The organism is Microbulbifer sp. TYP-18, assembly GCF_040932045.1.
Taxonomy (GTDB): Bacteria; Pseudomonadota; Gammaproteobacteria; order Pseudomonadales; family Cellvibrionaceae; genus Microbulbifer.
In genome coordinates, this window is the sequence record NZ_JBFRBC010000002.1 from 94,036 (window position 1) to 112,712 (window position 18,677).

An 18,677-nucleotide genomic window follows, 5' to 3' on the forward strand; every position below is an offset into this window, starting at 1 on the left:
ACTGCCATGGATATAATGCTGAAAAAACTTTTTACCGCGGGTTTGGCACTGGTCGCCCTGGGTTGCGACGGCGGGGACCCGGACACCGGGCAGGCCGCTGCGGCAGGCGCGCCGGTGGAAAAACCGGTGATTTACCAGGTGATGACGCGCCTGTTCGGCAATACCAATGCCACCAACAAACCCTGGGGCACCATCCAGGACAATGGCGTCGGCAAGTTCAGTGATTTCACCCCTGGGGCACTGGCGGAAATTCGCGATCTGGGAGCTACGCATATCTGGTACACGGGGGTATTGCACCACGCCCTGGTGGGGGACTACACCGCCTATGGCATCGACAGTGACGACCCGGACGTGGTGAAGGGCCGGGCGGGCTCCCCTTACGCCATCAGGGATTATTACAGTGTGAACCCCGACCTGGCCGACAACCCGGCGCAACGCCTGCGGGAATTTCGCGCACTGGTTGAACGCAGCCACAATGCCGGCCTAAGGGTAATCATCGATATAGTGCCCAACCATGTGGCCCGCGCCTACCACTCCCTGAACAAACCCCAGGGGGTGCGCGACTTCGGGGCGGATGACGATACCTCGGTCACCTATGCCCGCGACAACAACTTTTATTATGTCCCCGGCGAGGATTTCAGGGTTCCCGACAGTGGGGACTATCGACCACTCAACGGCGAGCCGCACCCACTGGTGGACGGCGCCTTCGCGGAGAGCCCGGCCAAATGGACCGGCAATGGCGCCCGGGCCGCACAGCCGCGTATCGACGACTGGTATGAAACGGTCAAGGTCAATTTTGGCCTGCGCCCGGACGGCAGCAGGGATTTTCCCGAACTCCCCCCCAACTACGGCGACAAGACAATCGCTGAACACGCGGCTTTTTGGGCGGACAAGGACCTGCCTGACTCCTGGCACAAATTCCGCGATATCGCCTTCTACTGGCTCGACTTCGGTGTGGATGGATTTCGCTTCGACATGTCCGGCATGGTACCGGTGGAGTTCTGGAGCTACCTGAACTCCGCCATCAAGATGCGCAACCCCCAGGCACTGCTGCTGGCGGAGATATACAATCCCGACCGCTACCGGGACTACATTTACCTGGGCAAAATGGACTACCTCTACGACAAGGTCGGCACCTACGATGCAATCCGCGCGGTGATGGAGGGCGGGGGCAGCACCGACGCCATCGCCCGGGTCCAGGCCAGCCTGGCCGATATCGCCCCACATATGCTGCACTTCCTGGAAAACCACGACGAGCACCGTATTGCCAGCGCGGACTTCGCCGGCAGCGCCGCGGCGGGCAGGCCCGGAATGGTGGTCTCGGCCACGCTTTCCCCCGCCCCCACCCTGATCTATTTCGGCCAGGAATTGGGCGAGACCGCCAGCGAGGACGCCGGCTTCGGCAAGGCCGGCCGCACCTCCATCTTTGACTACGGCTCGGTACCCAGCATCCGTCGCTGGAACAACCACGGCCGCTTTGACGGCGGCCAGCTGACCGGTGACGAGAGAGCCCTGCGGGACTTCTACCGCCGCCTGCTGAGATTTTCCACCCACAGTGAGGCCCTGCGGGGGGAATTCGCGGACCTGCACCAATTCAACCGCAAGCACAACAGCGACTACACCGGAAAACTCTACAGTTTCGCACGCTGGTCCGGTGCCCAGCGCCTCATCGTCATCGCCAATTTTGCCCCTCAGGGAACCCGGATCGCTCTGCGCCTGCCCCCGCAGTTGATCCAGGCCTGGCAACTGGCGGATGGCAGCTATCCCCTGACAGGCCAGCTCGATGAGACCGCTACCGCTGAGCTTAAGGTGGAGAACGGCGAGGGCAGTGTCACAGTCCACCTGGCGCCTCTCGGCTACCGTATATTTCGGGTCGGCCGCTAATCCCTCAATCGCCCGCGAACCGCGGCCAGCCGCGGTTCGCATTTCCGTTGACCTGCCTCAAGACCCCTCCCCTGGGATCTGCTATCATCCCGCCATAAAGTAACAACATCCGGCGGAGATACTCTGCATCCGGCAGTGAAACAGACCCACCCAGTGCCCATCCCCGGCAGGCCCAGACACAAATGCCTCGCTTCACGGGATTTATCCGGGTTTATATTGGCTTACCGGACTGCGAATCACGCGATACCAATACCGGCTCCGGGGACAAAGAGCCCCACCGGAGGGATGGCCATCTGATCTCTATTTTCAGCGATACTTGGAGAAAAAATGCAACAGCAGCACACCTTATTCGTCGTCGTCGACCCCAATGATGACCGGCATGTTGCACTGGAACGTGCCCTGGCCACTTCACAACTGCGCGACCCGCAACCGCGCCTCGCCGTATTTGTGGCCGTCGATGGCGAAGCCGTCGACACCCGAGCCGTCAACGACCATCTGTTCCGCGATGAATCCTGGTTTCGCGAGCAGATTCGCGAGCCCATCACCAGCGCCGGGCTGGAGTGCGAAATCACCGTTTGCTGGTCCAGTGACTGGCAGGACGCCATCATCCAGGAATCCAAGCGCTGCAACGCCGAAATGATCTACCTGCCGGTACACGCCAAGGCCAGTCGCCGCTTCACCTTTGCCGAGTCCAAGTGGCAGGTGCTCAAGCAGGCCAAGTGTCCGGTGGTATTGATCCGCCCCGGTGCCAAGGACCGGCGCCAGGTGGTACTGGCCACCGTCAACTACCAGGCGCAGACCACCCAGCAGCGCCAGCTCAACCGCCAGGTCAGCGAGCGGGCGCGCTATATCGCCGCCAACTACGGTGCCGAGCTACACCTGGTCAATGCCTACCTGGACTCCATGCTCTACCCGGATCGCGGTGCCCTGGCAAAGCTGGCTCAAAAGACCGGTGTCCCCACTGACCGCATCCACGTCAAACAGGGTTACACCAGCGACGTGGTGGCCGAAGTGGCCCGCGAAATCAATGCGGATGTGGTGGTCATGGGCACCCTCAACCAGTACGGGGCCACCGGCTCCCTCCTGCGCGGCAACACAGCGGAGCGCGTCATCGGCAACCTGGACGTGGACGTGGTGGTGTGTAACGAATTCACCACTACCGAGGCCGACTGACTCCCCGGGACATGGTGGACAGCCCGGCACCCTGCCGGCTTGTCCACCATGTCCCGGGCAACCTGTGATCCAATTTCCCAATGACACTTCGAGGGTCAACAAAGATCCAGGTCATCTCCCTTACCCATCCAATCACAAGTAGTCACCCGAAAAGATAGGCTGGGTGATACTGGATTCCTACATACCTTTTTGAGCCAGCCCCAGTCCAGAAGAATTTTCGATCATCGCCACGGTTCCCCTGCAAGAGGAACAGCGCCCCCCAAAAACCCAATAAATACAGGGGGTGACATTCAGTACCATTTTTTGGAATACTGGTAACAATAACTCACTTTCTATATGGGACATTTGTGCCAACTCCTGTTAGCTAGTTGATTATTTTCTCTTTCAGGAAATCCGCGAAAAGCGTTAATGGTAAATCCATCCATAACCATCAAGGATATAAGCTAAGTTACAGGGAGTACAAAAGGGGCACTCCCACTTGAATTGGCGGGATACATTGCCTGACGCACTAATCAATTATTTGGAAATATAGAAACCAATAATAGATTGACAGTTGGGAAACCGGCAAATAGACGCGTCGCCCATTAAACCGACTTATAAACTTAGAAATTTAATCTTCCATGTAAGTCATGAGCTGGTAAATTGCAAACAGCTATTGTGACTCTAATTTGAACATTGCCATTTTAAAAACTTTGTAGATTTATTATACAAATATTGAGAGAGGGGGCTTTATGCGTAAATTCCTGCTTCTGATAATATTAGCGTTTTCGCAAAATTCATACGCCAGCTTTGAAGACAAGCTGGTCGAAGCAGCTCTCTTTCGGACCACTCAACAAATTGTCTATGACGGCTCTTACCACTCAATCCCTTATCCTAACGGCGATGTACCAAGCCATATTGGGGTTTGCACTGATGTAGTTATACGATCTTATCGTGCAGTCGGCGTCGATTTGCAAAAACTTGTCCACGAGGATATTTCGGCTCATTTTAATGACTATCCTTCGAAGCGAATTTGGGGGCTCAATAAGCCAGATCGCAATATAGATCATCGACGGGTACCGAACCTTCAGTCATTTTTCTCCCGACAGGGGATCACATTGAAGATAAGCCAATTACCCACAGATTATACTCCAGGGGATATCGTTACCTGGATGCTTCCAGGCAATTTACCCCATATTGGTATCATCACAGACAGAATTTCCAAACACAGCGGAAATCCTCTTGTCGCTCACAACATTGGCGCAGGTCCAGTATTGGATGACATGCTCTTTACCTATGAAATTACTGGACATTTTCGTTATATTCCAGAGACATATCAAGCTGTTAGCCAGGGGACTAATGAATAAACTACAACCAGGAAATTTATCTGACATATGAATTCATTAGGTGAGCAATGAAAACAATTGGCCTGCTAGGGGGAATGAGTTGGGAGTCAACTTTGAGCTATTACAAAGCCATAAACGAAGGCGTAAAGCAAGCCCTAGGTGGATTACACTCCGCAAAAATCTGTCTCTACAGTGTTGATTTTCATGAAATAGAAAAACTGCAACACAAAGGTTGCTGGAAAGAAACTGCATACATCCTTTCCAGGGCGGCGCAATCTGTTCAGGCAGGTGGAGCCGACTTCCTTCTGATCTGCACAAATACTATGCACAAGGTGGCAGAGGAGGTTCAATCTGCCATTTCTATTCCTCTCATCCATATCGCGGATGCAACAGCCGAAAAACTTATCTCTGAGGGAATCAGGCAAGTCGGTCTTCTTGGAACCAAATTCACTATGACGCAAGATTTTTTTAAAACCAGATTATCAGAAAAGTATGGGATTAACGTCGTTATACCAGATAATCATGAACAAGAGATCATTCATCAGGTGATTTATAAAGAGCTATGCCTCGGGAAAATCAGTGATTCATCCAGACAATCTTATCTTCAGATAATTGATAACTTACATTTAAAAGGCGCGGAATCCGCGATTCTTGGCTGCACTGAAATCGCACTGCTAGTTAAACAACAACACACTCGCATTCCGCTTTACGATACAATGAAAATCCATGCGGATAAAGCTGTAGAATTGGCAATCAAATAAAATGCAAGATTTTTTCTACCCTTAAATCCATCGCCACCATAATCCTTTGCATATCAACCATCCGAATAACAAACTGAAAGTCGCTTATACTCCCAGGCATTGACCCGGTTATTAATATCATATTCATCTGTATAGGCGCTTGTTCTCTTTCCGGCATATTTTGCTAGAATTGGACGAATGATCTCCTGTTTAACATTCTCAAGCATATGAATAACAACCGCACTGCCTCTCTGGATCACCCCCAGTTAGCAGCTTCTCCTTTTCGAGTGTTCCCGGACCACGCTTACCCTTTAACCGCCACCTGCGTGGCTTTCGCCCTCTTTAACGGATTCTTGATACCCATTGTGTCTTGACAGCACATAAACCTCTTCAGATGTAGCCCCTCCAGATAGTGTTGTCTAAGGACAATTTTTCAAATCTATTCTAGTTTTCGACTCGTCATACTTTTGGCTGTTTTTTTCAATCAATCCAAACTATTAAGAAATTTGTCGATTTTAAACATTTAATTCCATTAGATACAAAAAAACATACCCAGTATTTCAAGGCTAAGTCACCGGAATTAAATATAGTATAAGCCAAAGCATTGAAGTGCCTATTTATTTTTTTATACCTAATCAATAATCAATCTTAATCGTCAATTTTCCAAAATGGGATAGACAATTTAGAAAAACTAGCTTAAATAAAACCTATCCGCTTACTTTACTAATTGGCTGGGTGATATTGCTTTTTATATTGGCTAGGTGTAATTTTGACGTACTTCTTAAACGCGGTATAAAATGCCGACTTTGAGTTGAAACCAACTGCCATGGCCACCTCGAGTATCGTGGAGTCCGTTTTTCTTAGCTGTGTCTTAGCCGCTGATACTCGATATTGATTTACGTAATCGAAAAAACGCACGTCCAATGTTTCGTTTAACGTTTGTGATATATAGTTTGGTGAAGTGTGGATATGTGCAGCCAGTTTTGGGAGTGATAAAGCTGCATCAAGGTAGAGTTTATCACTCTTCATGGCAAGCTCTATTTTTTCCGCAATTTTGGTCGCCTGCTTCGCACTCAATGCACTGCGCTGGTATTTTTGCTCACCGTTATCTGAACTTCCACTGATGGATTTCAGTTCGATAGATGTGCTGCCGGCAGAGGGCGATGCGGCATAAAGCTCTGCAAAACCTGGTTTTTGTCTTAGCCCCCAAAGTGCGAGGCTATAGATCACCATAAAAATCATCAAAGCATAAAGCCGAGCGTCAAAGTGCATTGGACTGAAAAGGTTGTCGAGCACCAAATTGAACGCGGTAAACATCCAAACTCCGCCCACTACTATCAATAGCCAGTTTAACCAACGCAGTTCTTTTTGTTCGGTGGAGGCAAATACATCCTGAAGCTGAGCACGATAAACTCTTAGCCTAAAGACGATTTTGCAGGCGTACCAAGCAGACTGCAATACCCAGCCTAATACAATCAGAAACGCTGAGATCAGCAAGCCATAGATGGTATTGCGATAAAGGCCAGGTGCTTGCTCAATAACACTGTGTTCTTCTGTGACTAATATTGCATTTAAGTACTGTGCTGGCAAGCAAAGCGCGACTAAAGCTATCAAACAGCCAAAAGCTGCGGGTGCTAAATGCATACCGTCCTTTAGTTTAAGCTGCCATGGTATCTGGCTGGTCAGGCCATTGGTATAGAGCCATAAGCAAGGGGCAATCAACAGTAGCGCGGGCATTGAAAGTATCAAGCTGATCACTTGAAACTGAGGTATCAGCCGCTGAACTGAAGGCAGGCAAATGACCATACCAATAGACATTAAGCACAGCGCCAGTGGCCAGTACATCTGCCTGCCATGTGCACGCAAAACCAGTTGATGAGTGCTAAAAAGGATGATGCAAAGCGTTGCAATATTGAGAGAAAAGAGAATCGGCTGGTCACTCATCAGTTGGCTCCTTGGTTTTGTTTTTATATTTAAAGTAAGCTCATTTTACAAGTCCACACCTTGGATTAATACGTAGGAAACCACCACCTCTGTCGGTGAGGCTTGACACGGCTGTGCCGTTCAGTCGTACAGGGTAGAGGATATAGCCACCCATTAAACGGCAGGTTCTTTTAGCTGGCCATATGAGAGACAGGCAGATCCAAGTCCACGTTAAGCATTATTGCAGGTATCACATAGTATTTGTCCAGAAGTGTCGAAAAAAATGATATTTGGTACTTTAAGAAGACAGGTCGGAGCCATATTCCGTGATCTTTGCTGCCAAGCAGTAATTGGCCTAGCCGAGGATTATGCAATGAAGGAGCGCATCCACATATTGTTGAGGATTCCTCCCAAGTTCGGTGTGGTTCATACGGTAGCGCTCCTTAAAGGCAAGTCGGCGATTCTAATATTGCGTGAGCACTTGCAGGTCAAGGGAAATTTCACCGGCAGGCATTTCTGGGGCAGGGGCTACTGCGTTGGCACAGTTGGCCCAGATTAGCAGCTAATTCGAGAGTACATCAAGAATCAAGAAAGCGAGAAACGCCATCAAGGGCAGATGGGGTTGATGGGGTTGATGGGGTTGATGGGGTTGATGGGGCTGTAACATATCTCCCTCTGGTGGCTTGCAATATACCGCCCGCTTCGCGGAAAGTTGCTGATTTATTGTGCTTCTTGAGTGCCTATCTAGCAGGTTGTTGAAAAAGGCATCCTGCCTGTTTCAAAACACGAAAAGCGAAAAATGTGATTTTCACTTTTCTCCCAAAATCAACGACTTAGGCGTCGTCGATTTTGCCGGAACATCCATATTCCGGCACCAGGCGTCGAAATTCTTCGAATTTCAACAGCCTGACAGGTGAAAATGGTCCTTGCCAATAAGGTTGGACGATGTCTTTTCAGGCTTGCGAAATACTGTGCTCAAGCTTTATCAAACGGAAAAGAAAGTAAACAATGACCGCACAAACTCGGCATACTAAACAGGTTATTACATTCAACTGGCCCGTGGTGGCCGGGTTATTATTGATAACTGCCATACCTGGTATCCCTGCAATTGTTATCCTAGCTTTGGTCCTGTTTGGCAGCGGCGCTGTGGCGGGGGTGTCGGATGTCATCAATGCACAGTACTTTGCTACACCTGCGGCGATACTAACGCATGCAACGGCTGGCGTGTTATTCTTTTTGACTATGCCTTGGCAGTTTTCACCCCGAATTAGAGTGCGTCGGTCGGTATGGCACAAAGTAGGCGGACGACTGGCTGTTACCTCGGGCTGTATTATGGCTTTGTCAGGGGTTTGGATGCATTTGATGCTTTCACCACATGAGCTGGGTGGGCGTTTTGTTTCCTTGCTTATTATGAGTACCGCTATTTGCACCGCTTTTTGTGTCGCCATTGTGCATATTAAAAAAGGGCGTATTGCACAGCATAAAAAATGGATGATAGGTGCCGTAGCACTTTCTTTAGCAGCAATCACACCACTGTTTACCGGTGCCTTATTACACCTTGTGTTTAGCTCCTGGGAGGGAATCTATGAATCCTTACGGGCTTTCCATAATAATTATGACCGACTCATTGCTATGGCGATTAATTTAGCTATCGCGAAAGTCATTACTTGGCAAAATAGCGTTTCTCAACCAAATGCTCCGACTTTGCCCGAGCAATCTTATTGAAGGTACAATTCCTTCTTATGCATTAACGAAGCGGCTCGGGGGGTTGCATAAAGCCTTTGCAGTTTGAGCAGCGCCCAGGAAGTCTGTCCTTTTATTTAAAACAGTGTACAGACTTCAGGTTTCATGCGCCATTTTGCTCAAAAAATAAACCGCGCCACCCGATGTGAGGACTTCCAGGTATCCAGGGTCAATTGAAGGGTGGCAATTTGTTAAATAGACCCGTCGGGATTTTAAAGGTTCCACATCTAATTGCGTAAAACCTCTGCCTTCCGCACAGTTGAATCAGCAACGCCCCGGCCAATTGTGCAGGAGTACTATCAATCTACAGTGTGAATAGTATTCGCGGCAATGGGCCACACCCAGCCGTTAAGAGCTGATCGGCATTAGCCGCAGGACAAAGCCTGCTGTCGAAGAAGAGACGCTACCGGAGCTGCTCCTATGTGCCACACCCGGCTGTATGTGCTTGCGCTGCACCTTGAAATACAACCGTGTATCAGACTGAGAGGCGACTGGTTATACCTCCGACACTAACTGCCGGTCGCTTCTATAGCGCAATTGTTCAAATGCCTGGTACTGACTTAAAAATATCTTTCCCGATAAGTGCCCAAGAAATCCCGTACGCACCAGAGAATCCATGACCGGGCCCTTGACTTCGGACAGATGCAGCTCAATACCCTGCTCTACCAGGCGACTATTGATTGCTTCTAGCACTTCCAGGGCACTCCAGTCTATTTCGTTAATTGCACTGCACATCAGGATCACATGGCGTACCTGCCTGTTGCCGGCCAGATCTGCGTAAATGCGATCCTCGAGAAATCCGGCATTGGAAAACATCAGACTCTGGTCCACACGAATGCTGAGGAGTTGAGGATCAGTGATCACTTTATGCCTTTTTATGTTGCGAAAATGCTCTGTCCCTTCAACCAGCCCTACTTCTGCTATATGCGGCTTTGAAGTGCGTAACAAGAACAGCACAATGGAAGCGATCACGCCACAAGAAACGCCCGCCTCCACTCCAAATATCAGGGTGACCAAAATGGTGATGAGTACCGCAAAGAAATCGCTTCTGGAAAACCGCCAGGTTTTTTTTAAAATGGAAAAATCCACCAGCGACAGCACGGCCACCATAATGATTGCCGCCAGTGTCGCTTTGGGCAGGTAGTATAGGTAAGGTGTGAGAAAAACCGAAGCGAGGGCAATGCCAGCTGCGGTAATAATACTGGCCATTTGGGTAACTGCGCCGGCATCGAAGTTAACCACTGAACGGGCAAAACCACCGGAAACGGGGAAGGCCCCGGAAAACCCCGCGGCCAGGTTGGCTGCGCCGAGGCCGATAAGCTCCTGGTTAGATCCGATTTTTTGTCGGCGTTTTGCCGCCAGGGTTTTACCCACCGACACCGACTCCACATAGCCAATAATGGATATCATCAATGCCGGCAGCAGCAGCTGCTGTGCAAGCGACCAGCTGAGGTTCGGCACCGACAGCAATGGCAGACCCGCAGGAATAGCCCCCACCAGTGCCACCTGTCTTTGCTCCAGGTCCCACCACAGGGTCAGCAGTATAGTGACCACAATGCCCACCAGGGGTGCCGCTTTTGCCAGCAGTGCCGCTTGGTGGCGCGGAACGGATAGGCGCGTCAGCAAGCTCACGGCGCCGCTTCGCATCCAGACCAGAAATGCGCCGACTCCGAGTCCCAGCCCAAGCGCATAGGGGCTCCATTGCGACAGATCGGTCAGCATCGACTGTACCAACTGCGGCAGGCTGTGACCGCCTGCCTCGATACCCAGAAGGTGTTTGAGCTGGCTGAATGCGATGAGTATTCCCGAAGCGGTGATAAATCCCGAGATAACCGGATGGGACAAAAAGCTGGCCAGGAAACCCAGGCGCAACCACCCCAGTAACAGCAGAAACAACCCGGAAAACAGTGCCAACATGGCGGCCGCTGCCAGATAACTTTCACTGCCCTGCAGGGCCACTTCCCCCAATGCCGCTGCACTCATCAGCGAGGCTATGGCAACCGGTCCCACCGAAAGGGTACGACTGCTGCCGAAAACAGCGTAGGCGACCAGGGGCGCGATACTCGCATATAACCCCACTTCCGCAGGCAAGCCGGCCAGCAAGGCATAAGCCAGGGACTGGGGAATCAGCATGCTGGTGACAATCATTGCCGCCAGTAAATCGCTGCGCAAGGAGGCACTATTGTAGTCTTTAAGCCAGCCGAAAATCGGCAGATAGTTCTTGAATCTTCCCATAACAATCAAGAGTCCGAAGCATCCGAGCCACTGCCGGAATTGCAAGTTGCCCCCCGTATAACCGGGTACTTTCGTTCCGTGCTCTGACGATGCCTCGCGGCCTTGCAGAAGCGGCATGAGAGACTGCCACCGCTGCGGACTATACCTATCCGCTTACCCGCAGCGGGGATTGGGGCGAATTTATCCATAGGCCATATTTCCACCGGTCCAGGGGCCGAGGGACATTCCTTACAATTTGTCCACGGGAATCTTCAGGTACACAGTGCCGTTGTCCTCCGCCGGCGGCATTTGGCCGGCCCGGATATTCACCTGGATGGAAGGCAGAATCAGCCGCGGCACCTCCAATGTGGCATCGCGCTGTTGGCGCATGGCCACAAACTCCGCCTCGCTGATACCCGCCCGCATATGGATGTTACTGCGCTTCTGCTCACCCACGGTGGTTTCACAGCAGTGCCTATCGCGACCCTGCGGAGGATAGTCGTGGCACATAAACATGCGGGTGTCTTCCGGCAGCTCCAGTAGATGTCGCACCGAACGGTAGAGCTGGGTCGCGTCGCCGCCGGGAAAATCGCAGCGGGCGCTGCCGACGTCGGGCATAAACAGGGTATCGCCGACAAACAGCGCGTCGCCGATCAGCCACGCCATGTCTGCCGGGGTATGGCCCGGTGAGTAGATGACCCGCCCCTGCAGATCGCCCAGTGTAAAACTATCCCCATCGGCAAACAGGTGATCAAACTGACTGCCATCCACCAGAAACTCCCTTTCCAGATTGAAAACATCGCAGAAGATTTTCTGTACATCGCGGATATGTTCACCGACGCCCACCCTGCCGCCCAGTTGTTCACGAATGAATGGTGCCGCGGACAGGTGGTCCGCGTGGGCATGGGTCTCCAGAATCCAATCCAGGCTGAGCTGCTGCGCACGCACATAATCCACCAGTCGCTGGGCATTGGCGGTTCCCGTGCGGCCGGAGGGGACGTCGAAATCCAGCACCGGGTCTATTATTGCGGCGGAGCCTCCGGGGCGGTCGTACACCACGTAACTCCAGGTCTCTGAAGCTTTATCCAAAAAGGGCTCAACCAGGGGCCCGGTTTTTCTTATCGACATATACCTGTCTCTTAACTTCCGTAAGCTTGGCAACAATATATTATTCTGTATTATGTTTACAAATAGAATTTGTTTTTGGAATTCAGGCGGCAAAGAGCCCGGATATGCCCAAGACCTCCAGCATCCGAGTGGAAAAAATACGCGCCTCAGCGGCCGAGGCGGCAACCATGCTACGCTCTCTGGCCCACCGGGACAGGTTGTTACTGCTGTGTCAGCTCAGTCACGAAGAACTATGCGTAAGCGAGCTGGAGGAGCAACTGGATATCCACCAGCCCAGCCTGTCACAACAACTGGGCATATTGCGCCGGGAAGGACTGGTGGCCACCCGCCGTGAGGGAAAACACATCTACTACCGAATCCGCGATCGGCGGGTGCTGGCACTGCTGCAGACTCTTTATCAACTCTATTGCGCGCCGTAATCACCAGCGCCCCCTGGAGCGCTTTCACCCCCGGTCTGCTCCGCACGCATAAGTAGTTATTCAGCGGCTGGGAAAATACCACAACTGCCGTGCGACAATTAGGGAACCCCTCACCTCAATGCCACCGGGGTCGGGGAGATATCTAAGGGGCCAGGCCGGACACACACTGCAACCAGCTTAAACCGCCCCAGGCACACCGCTCCACAACGCCGCTGTACCGCTCTTTAAACAACATGAAGGCCCTGTCCGCCCCCACTTTCACCGGTAAAATACTCTTTGCAAAAACCGAAAAAGGTTCGAGTGATTCGCGTCATGGGTGCATGGGCCGAGGTCACAAAAGCGTATTCTTGTGCTATCTCGGGCACGAAGGAGCGAAACACCAGGGAACCGCCGGCATATTGCCGGGCCAGCACCCCATTGACCAGAGCGATACCGGTCTCACGCCGGGCGAAAGCGCAGGCACCAGCGATGGTATGCGTCTCCACCTGCACACGCATTTTTACACCCGCGCTGTGAAAGGCCTTTTCTATCTGCACCCGGGAATGCCGCCCCTTACCCATCAGAATCAGCGGTTCCTCCTGCAGGTCCTGGGCACTTATCTTATCCTTTTGCGCCAGCGGGTGGTCACCGCCGAGGGCACAAACCGTATTAGCGACGAACAGGGAGTGGGCACTGAGGCCTGGGTAATCGACGGGCAGCTTGAGAAAACCGCAGTCCACCGCGCGCAGAGCCACCATCTTGGTGGCAGTATCCACGCTATGGGAATCCAGGCTGATCTGTACACTGGGATAGGCCACCAGAAAGCGACTGACCAAATCCGACAACATACCCTCAGCGACACTGGGCGGAGCGACGATTCGCAGGGCTCCCATATCTGAATCCTTCAGACCCTGCGCCAGCCTGGTGACCCGCTCGAGGCTGTCCAGCGCCAACTCCACCTCCGGGTGCAGCGTCAACGCCTCTTCTGTCGGAATCAACCGGCCTTTTTCCCGATAGAAGAGCTCAAAACCCAGATAGGATTCCAACACACCCAACAGGCGACTGACGCCGGGTTGAGTCAGGCCCAGGTGCCGGGCGGCAGCAGTGGCACTGCCCGTCGCCATGATAGAGCGGAAACACTCCAAACCCTTGGGGTTGATACTGAAAGAAGGCTGGTCCATATGACTGTTATTCTTGTTATGTATATGACCGGGATTCTACAGAGTTTTTATGAACTCACCAATAACAAATTATTGTGGATATATTAATACTCATAAGGTGGCAGGATTTGAATTGCGACAGGGCTGCACATATTGCACAGTTTGTACGCAAACCGTTGAATAAATACAAAATCCTGGTATTCACTATTATCCAATAAAAATTCATGCCCTGTGATCAGAGATTAAGGAAAAATCAAAATCTCTCATCAATTTCCAGAGATACATGATTAGACGCCCATTCACCATCCTGCAGCTTTTCCCAATATCCACACTGGTACAAGCCAGCCATTTCAGGACCTATAAGCCGCCAACTCAAGCCGTACCCACAGAAATATAGCGACCGAAAAGAACTGGGTTCCAAACCGGGTAGGGCCTTTGTCATCTACCTGCTTATCCCGTAATGCTTTGGCGATCTGAATCTGATTCCTGAAGTCCTATGAACCGGTTATAGGGGGATTACTTTAACTCAACAACCCGCACGGGCAATTGATAATACCGGAGAAGCTATCCAAATCGACAAGAGTTTCTCACAGCTAATCTCAGCGCATCCATTCGATACCAAATTTCGTTGTCGACTGAACGATAAGCAAAACCACATCCACATACATCTGTTCAGGTTCAAATTAGACTCAACTCAGGACTGCGCCAACCAAAGCCCTGCCACCAGTTCGATTGGTAAGGACACCATTACAGCTTCAGGCCCTATTTATCAGTCTCCAGCCATTGGGACTTCACTATGAACTCCCCGGCAATAAAAAAGTCTATGACTTCACAGGCCGCGACAAAATCAGGAATCACAGCATCAATAGCTTAAATTGTCGCCAAAATCTACAAACTGTTTTTAACCGCCTGTCTTACTTTGGAAAGTTTATTCTCAGGCCTACCCGCCTGTGCTAGAGTTTCACTTCAATACTTATTCATCCAAGGAGTTCACTTATCGATGATTAATAAAGCTATTTCCTGCGCCTCAACTGCAGTATTTCTAGTCTTTAGCTGGACTCATTCTTACGCCGACGAGCCAAAGTATTTGCAGCTGGTTGACAAGCTTGATCGCCCGAATGATGGATACTGTTTCGATGTGCAGGGGGTCAGAGGAAATTTCCGCGCGGACAAGCCTCTTGTGGCACATAATTGTAAGCCCGGCGCCGCACCAGACGGACTGGTTGAACACAATGCGGACAGTATGTTGTTCTTTACCGCTTTTGACCGTTGTGTCACCGCCATGGGGACCGGAAGCACGCTATTACCGAGAACCAGTCTAATGCTAAAACCCTGTGAAGAAAGGGGTGTATTTGCCAGTCCGTCCATGCACAAAAAATTCACATTCAAGCAAAATAAACAACTGGAGCTCAGCGGATCAAATCTATGTATTGTCGTTGGAGACAAATCAGCTCAAACATTGAGCAGCCGGGATAGATGGAGAGCCCTGTACCTGGATTATTGTGATAAAAGCCCTCTAGAGCGATCCCAGTGGCAGCTGGTTTCGCCATGACACTGCTGAGTTCACAAGTGCCACATTAGGCTTTAGGCTAAAGTTTGCAGCGGCCTCCGCATCCCTATGTGGAGGCCGTCAGTCATATTCTTCCCAGATTTATACTCCAAATCCAGGGGCCCTACCCGCGGACGCTTTCCCCTTAAAAGCTTGGACAACAATTACGAAAATCTCACCACCACCTGAAAATACTCTTTTGACTTCTCGATTTTCACTTTCCAGTTGTATTGAGCCGAAATTTTTTCGACCAACCTCAGCCCCAACCCGAATCCGGAATTATGACCGCTGTCTACAGCATGATGCTTGTTAACTATTTTAATAGAATCGGCATCCTGATGGATAACTATAGCGCCTTCATAAACATGCTGAAAAGCATTGCCAATTAGATTTCTCAGCAAAATGAGACACGGCATTAGAGGTAGCGAGGTTTTATAGGGGCTGGTGTTAATTTCTATCGATACCGGCTTCCCCTTTGTCAGGTACTGCATTTCGGAAGCTACCTGGGTAACCAGCTCCTCGAGATCTATGATTTCATAGGCAACTGGCTGGTTATCGCCGCGACTGAGCCAGAGAAAAGTATCCACCAGTCGAGACATGGTGGTGGTTGCAAAATCGAGACGGCTTACCGCAATATCAACCTTGTCCGGGTAATGAAGGTCAAGTTTTTTCAACAAATCCACATTGCTCTTCATGACGGCCAGGGGTGACCGCAGTTCATGGCTGGAAAATTCGAGAAATTCTTTTTCCCTATCTATACTCTCCTGCCTTCTTGCCAGGCTGTCAGTTATAATTTCAGCAATATCTGAAATCTCCTTGTAGCGAAATTTTGGCTCAAATGTATTTTTACCTGCAATATTCTTACTGGAAATTTCCTGAGCCCAGGCTTTAAGAGACTCCAATGGAGATACTATAGTTCTAAGGATAAATAGCAGGAAAACAGCAAAAATTGCTGAGAAAAATATACTTAGCAGCAATAGCCTCCAGTAAATATGCACACTGAAATTACCGATCATAGTTTCGGTTTTGTGCCAGTCAACCCGCTTACCAACGTAGACCTCATCCCCCGCTTTATTGCGCGTCATCAGGACATAATAAAGCTTATCGGGTGTATGAAGCAATGGCATATGGCCTTTAAACTTGACGATATCGCCCTCTTTTGACGGAAGCTTTTTCGCATATTTCTTGAAGTCTTCGGGAAATTCACTCCAGTTCTTTCGAATATAAATATCAAACTGGGTGGTATTTCCAGATATATCCTGCCTGGCAGCATCCTCAAGAAAAGTTTTGGTAGCGGTTCCGGTACCTTCTTTGAAATAATCGAACATAAGCACAAAGAATATTCGCGACATGACCAGGCACGCGAGAATACAGGTAACTGTAAATACAACATTGAGGCGGGTCCTAATTTTCATTGGCGGACCTCACTGCATAACCGGATGACTTGATTGTGTGAACCAGCGGAACTTGCTCCGGATGATCCACCTGTTTTCGTATATGGTGGATATGGACTTTCAGATTGTTGGCATCAGTGTAATCGTCGCCCCAAACAGAATTGATCAATACCTGCTTGCTGACCACCCTGGGGCTTGCCCGCATCAATATTTCGAGCAGCCTAAAAGCGGTCGGAGATAGTTTTAGGATACGATCCCCCCGGCTGGCAATATTCTGGTCCAAATCCAGAGTCAGGTCCCCAACGGATATCTTTGTGGTTTGCCCGCTCAACCTGCCGCTCAAAGCACGAATCCGGGCCACCAGTTCATCCATGGCAAAGGGTTTGACCAGGTAATCGTCAGTTCCCACGCGAAAACCATTTAATTTGTCATCCAGCTTGTCTTTAGCTGTTAGCATGATGATCGGGGTGGTATTGCCGCTGGCACGCAATTGCTTGCAAACGTTCAGACCATCTATACGGGGCAGGTTGATATCCAAAACGATAACCTGATAGCTGTTCGCCCGAATCAGGTTGAGGGCATTAACGCCATCGCTGGCATAGTCACAGACAATATTTTCGATTTCCAAATAATCTATGATAGTACTTGCCAAAGCACGATCGTCTTCAACCACAATAACAGTCATCGATGAACTCCTGTGCAATAGCTATCCGACACCTACTATCTCAATTCTTTTACTTCGGGTTCCCCGGGGCTGAATCTAAGGGCATAAATGCCAGCCCGGCCCCCTGCCTTACTCTGCCCCAAGTGAATATTCGATGACTTTTGCACTCTTAAAGCTTGAAAATCAATCTATTTTTATGCGCCTAAAAAGTAAAAGTGGACCTGACTTCCTTCATCATAGCTCCGAAATAGGGGTTGAAGGTCAGACGCGCATGGACCTTGCCTGATTCATTATAGCCCCATGCGCTGTACCAGATTTCGCCACCACTACGACAATGGTCACTGGCGTCTTCGAGCTCCTGCCCATTATGGCAAATACGCTCACTGCCATGGATACCGTAATAGGGGTTATCCGGGGAAAAGAGAATACCCATATGAGACATGTTGCTGATCCGCAGGGACGGAAGCTTGCTGTCGAGGTAAAGAGTGCGCTCATCTGCCAGGCCCGGTGGTGAGGTGCCGAACCATATAAGACGGCTTTGCGGATGGGTGAAGTTTTTAACAAACAGTCTGTGTATTTCTGCACTGTCCAGGACACTGTCGTGTTCGCTCAGCGCGATAAATACCGGCCGCCGGAATTTTTCCCTGCTGAGCCTCGACATGGCTTTTGCACTGGTTTTGTAGTACTGGGAAAAGCCGTTGGTGGGCATGCTGGCATAGCGCGTATAGTTTGTGAGCCTATCGGGGTCCGGCACAAACAGCCAGGGCGTGAAGCGGCTGAGCAGCGGGGCAAACCTTGCCAGTGGCTGCCCGGATTCAAATCCCGGTGAAAACAACATCAGCCCCTTGATCACCGGATCTGCGGCCGCTTCAAGATACGCCAGATTACCACCTGTCGAAAATCCTCCCAGATATACTTCCTCGACATCGGCCTTTAGCAGTGCAACCTGTCGATGGACTTCCTGTTGCCAGCTATCGTGATCGGCGATAAGCATATCTGCGGGCCTGGTTCCGTGGCCGGACAGCAACAGGGTGCGAACCAGGAAACCATGCCGGCTCAAAGACTTGGCAATATCCACAAATGACCAGGGGGAATCCCCAAGCCCATGGATCAACAGCACGCCTCTTGTGGGTTTCAGGTCCTTGCCCGCGGAACGCTCGAACGGCAGGTTGGCGGTGATCTCCGCCTGTGTATCACTGGTGAGAAAGTACCGGTGCCTTGTCAATAGCTGCTCGGTTTTCGCAACGTATTGCTCAAAGGAGCTGTAGTCGGTGACCGGACTCGCCTCCGACGGCGTCAGCATCGGATGCGTAGGGACGCCACGACAGCTGACCAGTAGTGGTAGCAGCCAGAATAAAACCGCATGTACTCGCGCCTTCATT

Annotated in this window: 15 protein-coding genes; 8 read left to right on the top strand and 7 right to left on the bottom strand. The window is 50.8% G+C overall.

Annotation, left to right across the window (positions count from 1 at the left end; genetic code table 11):
* The first annotated feature begins 15 nt into the window (after positions 1–15).
* The 4 genes from ABVT36_RS02585 (at position 16) to ABVT36_RS02600 (ending at position 5,143) form a co-directional block, all read left to right on the top strand.
* The gene (locus tag ABVT36_RS02585) at positions 16–1,884 is read left to right on the top strand and encodes an alpha-amylase family glycosyl hydrolase (RefSeq protein WP_368455126.1); all 1,869 of its coding nucleotides are present in this window, start codon (positions 16–18) and stop codon (positions 1,882–1,884) included.
* 327 nt (positions 1,885–2,211) lie between these two features.
* Positions 2,212–3,057: a universal stress protein gene (locus tag ABVT36_RS02590; protein WP_368455127.1), complete on the top strand. Its 846-nt coding sequence runs from the start codon at positions 2,212–2,214 to the stop codon at positions 3,055–3,057.
* A gap of 731 nt (positions 3,058–3,788) precedes the next feature.
* Positions 3,789–4,403: a DUF1287 domain-containing protein gene (locus ABVT36_RS02595; protein WP_367149662.1), complete on the top strand. Its 615-nt coding sequence runs from the start codon at positions 3,789–3,791 to the stop codon at positions 4,401–4,403.
* Positions 4,404–4,450: 47 nt separating this feature from the next.
* Positions 4,451–5,143, top strand: a complete 693-nt coding sequence (locus tag ABVT36_RS02600) for an aspartate/glutamate racemase family protein (RefSeq protein WP_368455128.1) — start codon at positions 4,451–4,453, stop codon at positions 5,141–5,143.
* 702 nt (positions 5,144–5,845) lie between these two features.
* Here ABVT36_RS02600 and ABVT36_RS02605 read toward each other — a convergent pair.
* A complete protein-coding gene (locus ABVT36_RS02605; protein WP_368455129.1) occupies positions 5,846–7,066 on the bottom strand; it encodes a helix-turn-helix domain-containing protein in 1,221 nt (406 codons plus the stop codon).
* A 250-nt stretch (positions 7,067–7,316) separates the two neighbouring features.
* On the opposite strand from ABVT36_RS02605, the gene tnpA reads away from it, so the two are divergent.
* Together tnpA and ABVT36_RS02615 are read left to right on the top strand one after the other, a co-directional pair.
* Positions 7,317–7,604: an IS200/IS605 family transposase gene (gene tnpA / locus ABVT36_RS02610; RefSeq protein WP_368455131.1), complete on the top strand. Its 288-nt coding sequence runs from the start codon at positions 7,317–7,319 to the stop codon at positions 7,602–7,604.
* A 449-nt stretch (positions 7,605–8,053) separates the two neighbouring features.
* The gene (locus tag ABVT36_RS02615; RefSeq protein ID WP_368455132.1) at positions 8,054–8,770 is read left to right on the top strand and encodes a DUF2306 domain-containing protein; all 717 of its coding nucleotides are present in this window, start codon (positions 8,054–8,056) and stop codon (positions 8,768–8,770) included.
* Between the two features lie 513 nt (positions 8,771–9,283).
* Here ABVT36_RS02615 and ABVT36_RS02620 read toward each other — a convergent pair.
* Positions 9,284–11,023, bottom strand: a complete 1,740-nt coding sequence (locus tag ABVT36_RS02620; protein ID WP_368455133.1) for a SulP family inorganic anion transporter — start codon at positions 11,021–11,023, stop codon at positions 9,284–9,286.
* Positions 11,024–11,251: 228 nt separating this feature from the next.
* Positions 11,252–12,130, bottom strand: a complete 879-nt coding sequence (locus ABVT36_RS02625; RefSeq protein ID WP_368455134.1) for an MBL fold metallo-hydrolase — start codon at positions 12,128–12,130, stop codon at positions 11,252–11,254.
* A gap of 104 nt (positions 12,131–12,234) precedes the next feature.
* On the opposite strand from ABVT36_RS02625, the gene ABVT36_RS02630 reads away from it, so the two are divergent.
* Positions 12,235–12,549 carry a metalloregulator ArsR/SmtB family transcription factor gene (locus tag ABVT36_RS02630; RefSeq protein ID WP_368455135.1) on the top strand — a complete coding sequence of 105 codons (315 nt, stop codon included), beginning with the start codon at positions 12,235–12,237 and terminating at the stop codon, positions 12,547–12,549.
* A 224-nt stretch (positions 12,550–12,773) separates the two neighbouring features.
* Here ABVT36_RS02630 and ABVT36_RS02635 read toward each other — a convergent pair whose 3' ends face one another.
* Positions 12,774–13,709 carry a LysR family transcriptional regulator gene (locus ABVT36_RS02635; protein WP_368455136.1) on the bottom strand — a complete coding sequence of 312 codons (936 nt, stop codon included), beginning with the start codon at positions 13,707–13,709 and terminating at the stop codon, positions 12,774–12,776.
* A 979-nt stretch (positions 13,710–14,688) separates the two neighbouring features.
* Between ABVT36_RS02635 and ABVT36_RS02640 the strand changes: the two genes are divergently transcribed.
* The gene (locus tag ABVT36_RS02640; protein ID WP_368455137.1) at positions 14,689–15,240 is read left to right on the top strand and encodes a hypothetical protein; all 552 of its coding nucleotides are present in this window, start codon (positions 14,689–14,691) and stop codon (positions 15,238–15,240) included.
* A 161-nt stretch (positions 15,241–15,401) separates the two neighbouring features.
* Here ABVT36_RS02640 and ABVT36_RS02645 read toward each other — a convergent pair whose 3' ends face one another.
* The 3 genes from ABVT36_RS02645 to ABVT36_RS02655 all read right to left on the bottom strand — a co-directional run bounded on the left by ABVT36_RS02645 (position 15,402) and on the right by ABVT36_RS02655 (position 18,676).
* The gene (locus ABVT36_RS02645; protein ID WP_368455138.1) at positions 15,402–16,652 is read right to left on the bottom strand and encodes a sensor histidine kinase; all 1,251 of its coding nucleotides are present in this window, start codon (positions 16,650–16,652) and stop codon (positions 15,402–15,404) included.
* On the bottom strand, positions 16,642–17,316 hold the full coding sequence (locus ABVT36_RS02650) for a response regulator transcription factor (protein ID WP_368455139.1): 675 nt from the start codon (positions 17,314–17,316) through the stop codon (positions 16,642–16,644). Before ABVT36_RS02650 ends, ABVT36_RS02645 begins: the two co-directional genes overlap by 11 nt.
* A gap of 181 nt (positions 17,317–17,497) precedes the next feature.
* A complete protein-coding gene (locus ABVT36_RS02655) occupies positions 17,498–18,676 on the bottom strand; it encodes an alpha/beta hydrolase (RefSeq protein ID WP_368455140.1) in 1,179 nt (392 codons plus the stop codon).
* Position 18,677: the final 1 nt, after the last annotated feature.

What these genes read in the sequence shown, in the direction of transcription:
- ABVT36_RS02645 (WP_368455138.1), bottom strand. Translation starts at nt 16,652, where the DNA reads ATGAAAATTAGGACCCGCCTCAATGTTGTATTTACAGTTACCTGTATT.
- ABVT36_RS02640 (WP_368455137.1), top strand. Translation starts at nt 14,689, where the DNA reads ATGATTAATAAAGCTATTTCCTGCGCCTCAACTGCAGTATTTCTAGTC.
- ABVT36_RS02655 (WP_368455140.1), bottom strand. Translation starts at nt 18,676, where the DNA reads ATGAAGGCGCGAGTACATGCGGTTTTATTCTGGCTGCTACCACTACTG.
- ABVT36_RS02585 (WP_368455126.1), top strand. Translation starts at nt 16, where the DNA reads ATGCTGAAAAAACTTTTTACCGCGGGTTTGGCACTGGTCGCCCTGGGT.
- ABVT36_RS02600 (WP_368455128.1), top strand. Translation starts at nt 4,451, where the DNA reads ATGAAAACAATTGGCCTGCTAGGGGGAATGAGTTGGGAGTCAACTTTG.
- ABVT36_RS02630 (WP_368455135.1), top strand. Translation starts at nt 12,235, where the DNA reads ATGCCCAAGACCTCCAGCATCCGAGTGGAAAAAATACGCGCCTCAGCG.
- ABVT36_RS02605 (WP_368455129.1), bottom strand. Translation starts at nt 7,066, where the DNA reads ATGAGTGACCAGCCGATTCTCTTTTCTCTCAATATTGCAACGCTTTGC.
- ABVT36_RS02635 (WP_368455136.1), bottom strand. Translation starts at nt 13,709, where the DNA reads ATGGACCAGCCTTCTTTCAGTATCAACCCCAAGGGTTTGGAGTGTTTC.
- ABVT36_RS02590 (WP_368455127.1), top strand. Translation starts at nt 2,212, where the DNA reads ATGCAACAGCAGCACACCTTATTCGTCGTCGTCGACCCCAATGATGAC.
- ABVT36_RS02615 (WP_368455132.1), top strand. Translation starts at nt 8,054, where the DNA reads ATGACCGCACAAACTCGGCATACTAAACAGGTTATTACATTCAACTGG.
- ABVT36_RS02650 (WP_368455139.1), bottom strand. Translation starts at nt 17,316, where the DNA reads ATGACTGTTATTGTGGTTGAAGACGATCGTGCTTTGGCAAGTACTATC.
- ABVT36_RS02595 (WP_367149662.1), top strand. Translation starts at nt 3,789, where the DNA reads ATGCGTAAATTCCTGCTTCTGATAATATTAGCGTTTTCGCAAAATTCA.
- ABVT36_RS02625 (WP_368455134.1), bottom strand. Translation starts at nt 12,130, where the DNA reads ATGTCGATAAGAAAAACCGGGCCCCTGGTTGAGCCCTTTTTGGATAAA.
- ABVT36_RS02620 (WP_368455133.1), bottom strand. Translation starts at nt 11,023, where the DNA reads ATGGGAAGATTCAAGAACTATCTGCCGATTTTCGGCTGGCTTAAAGAC.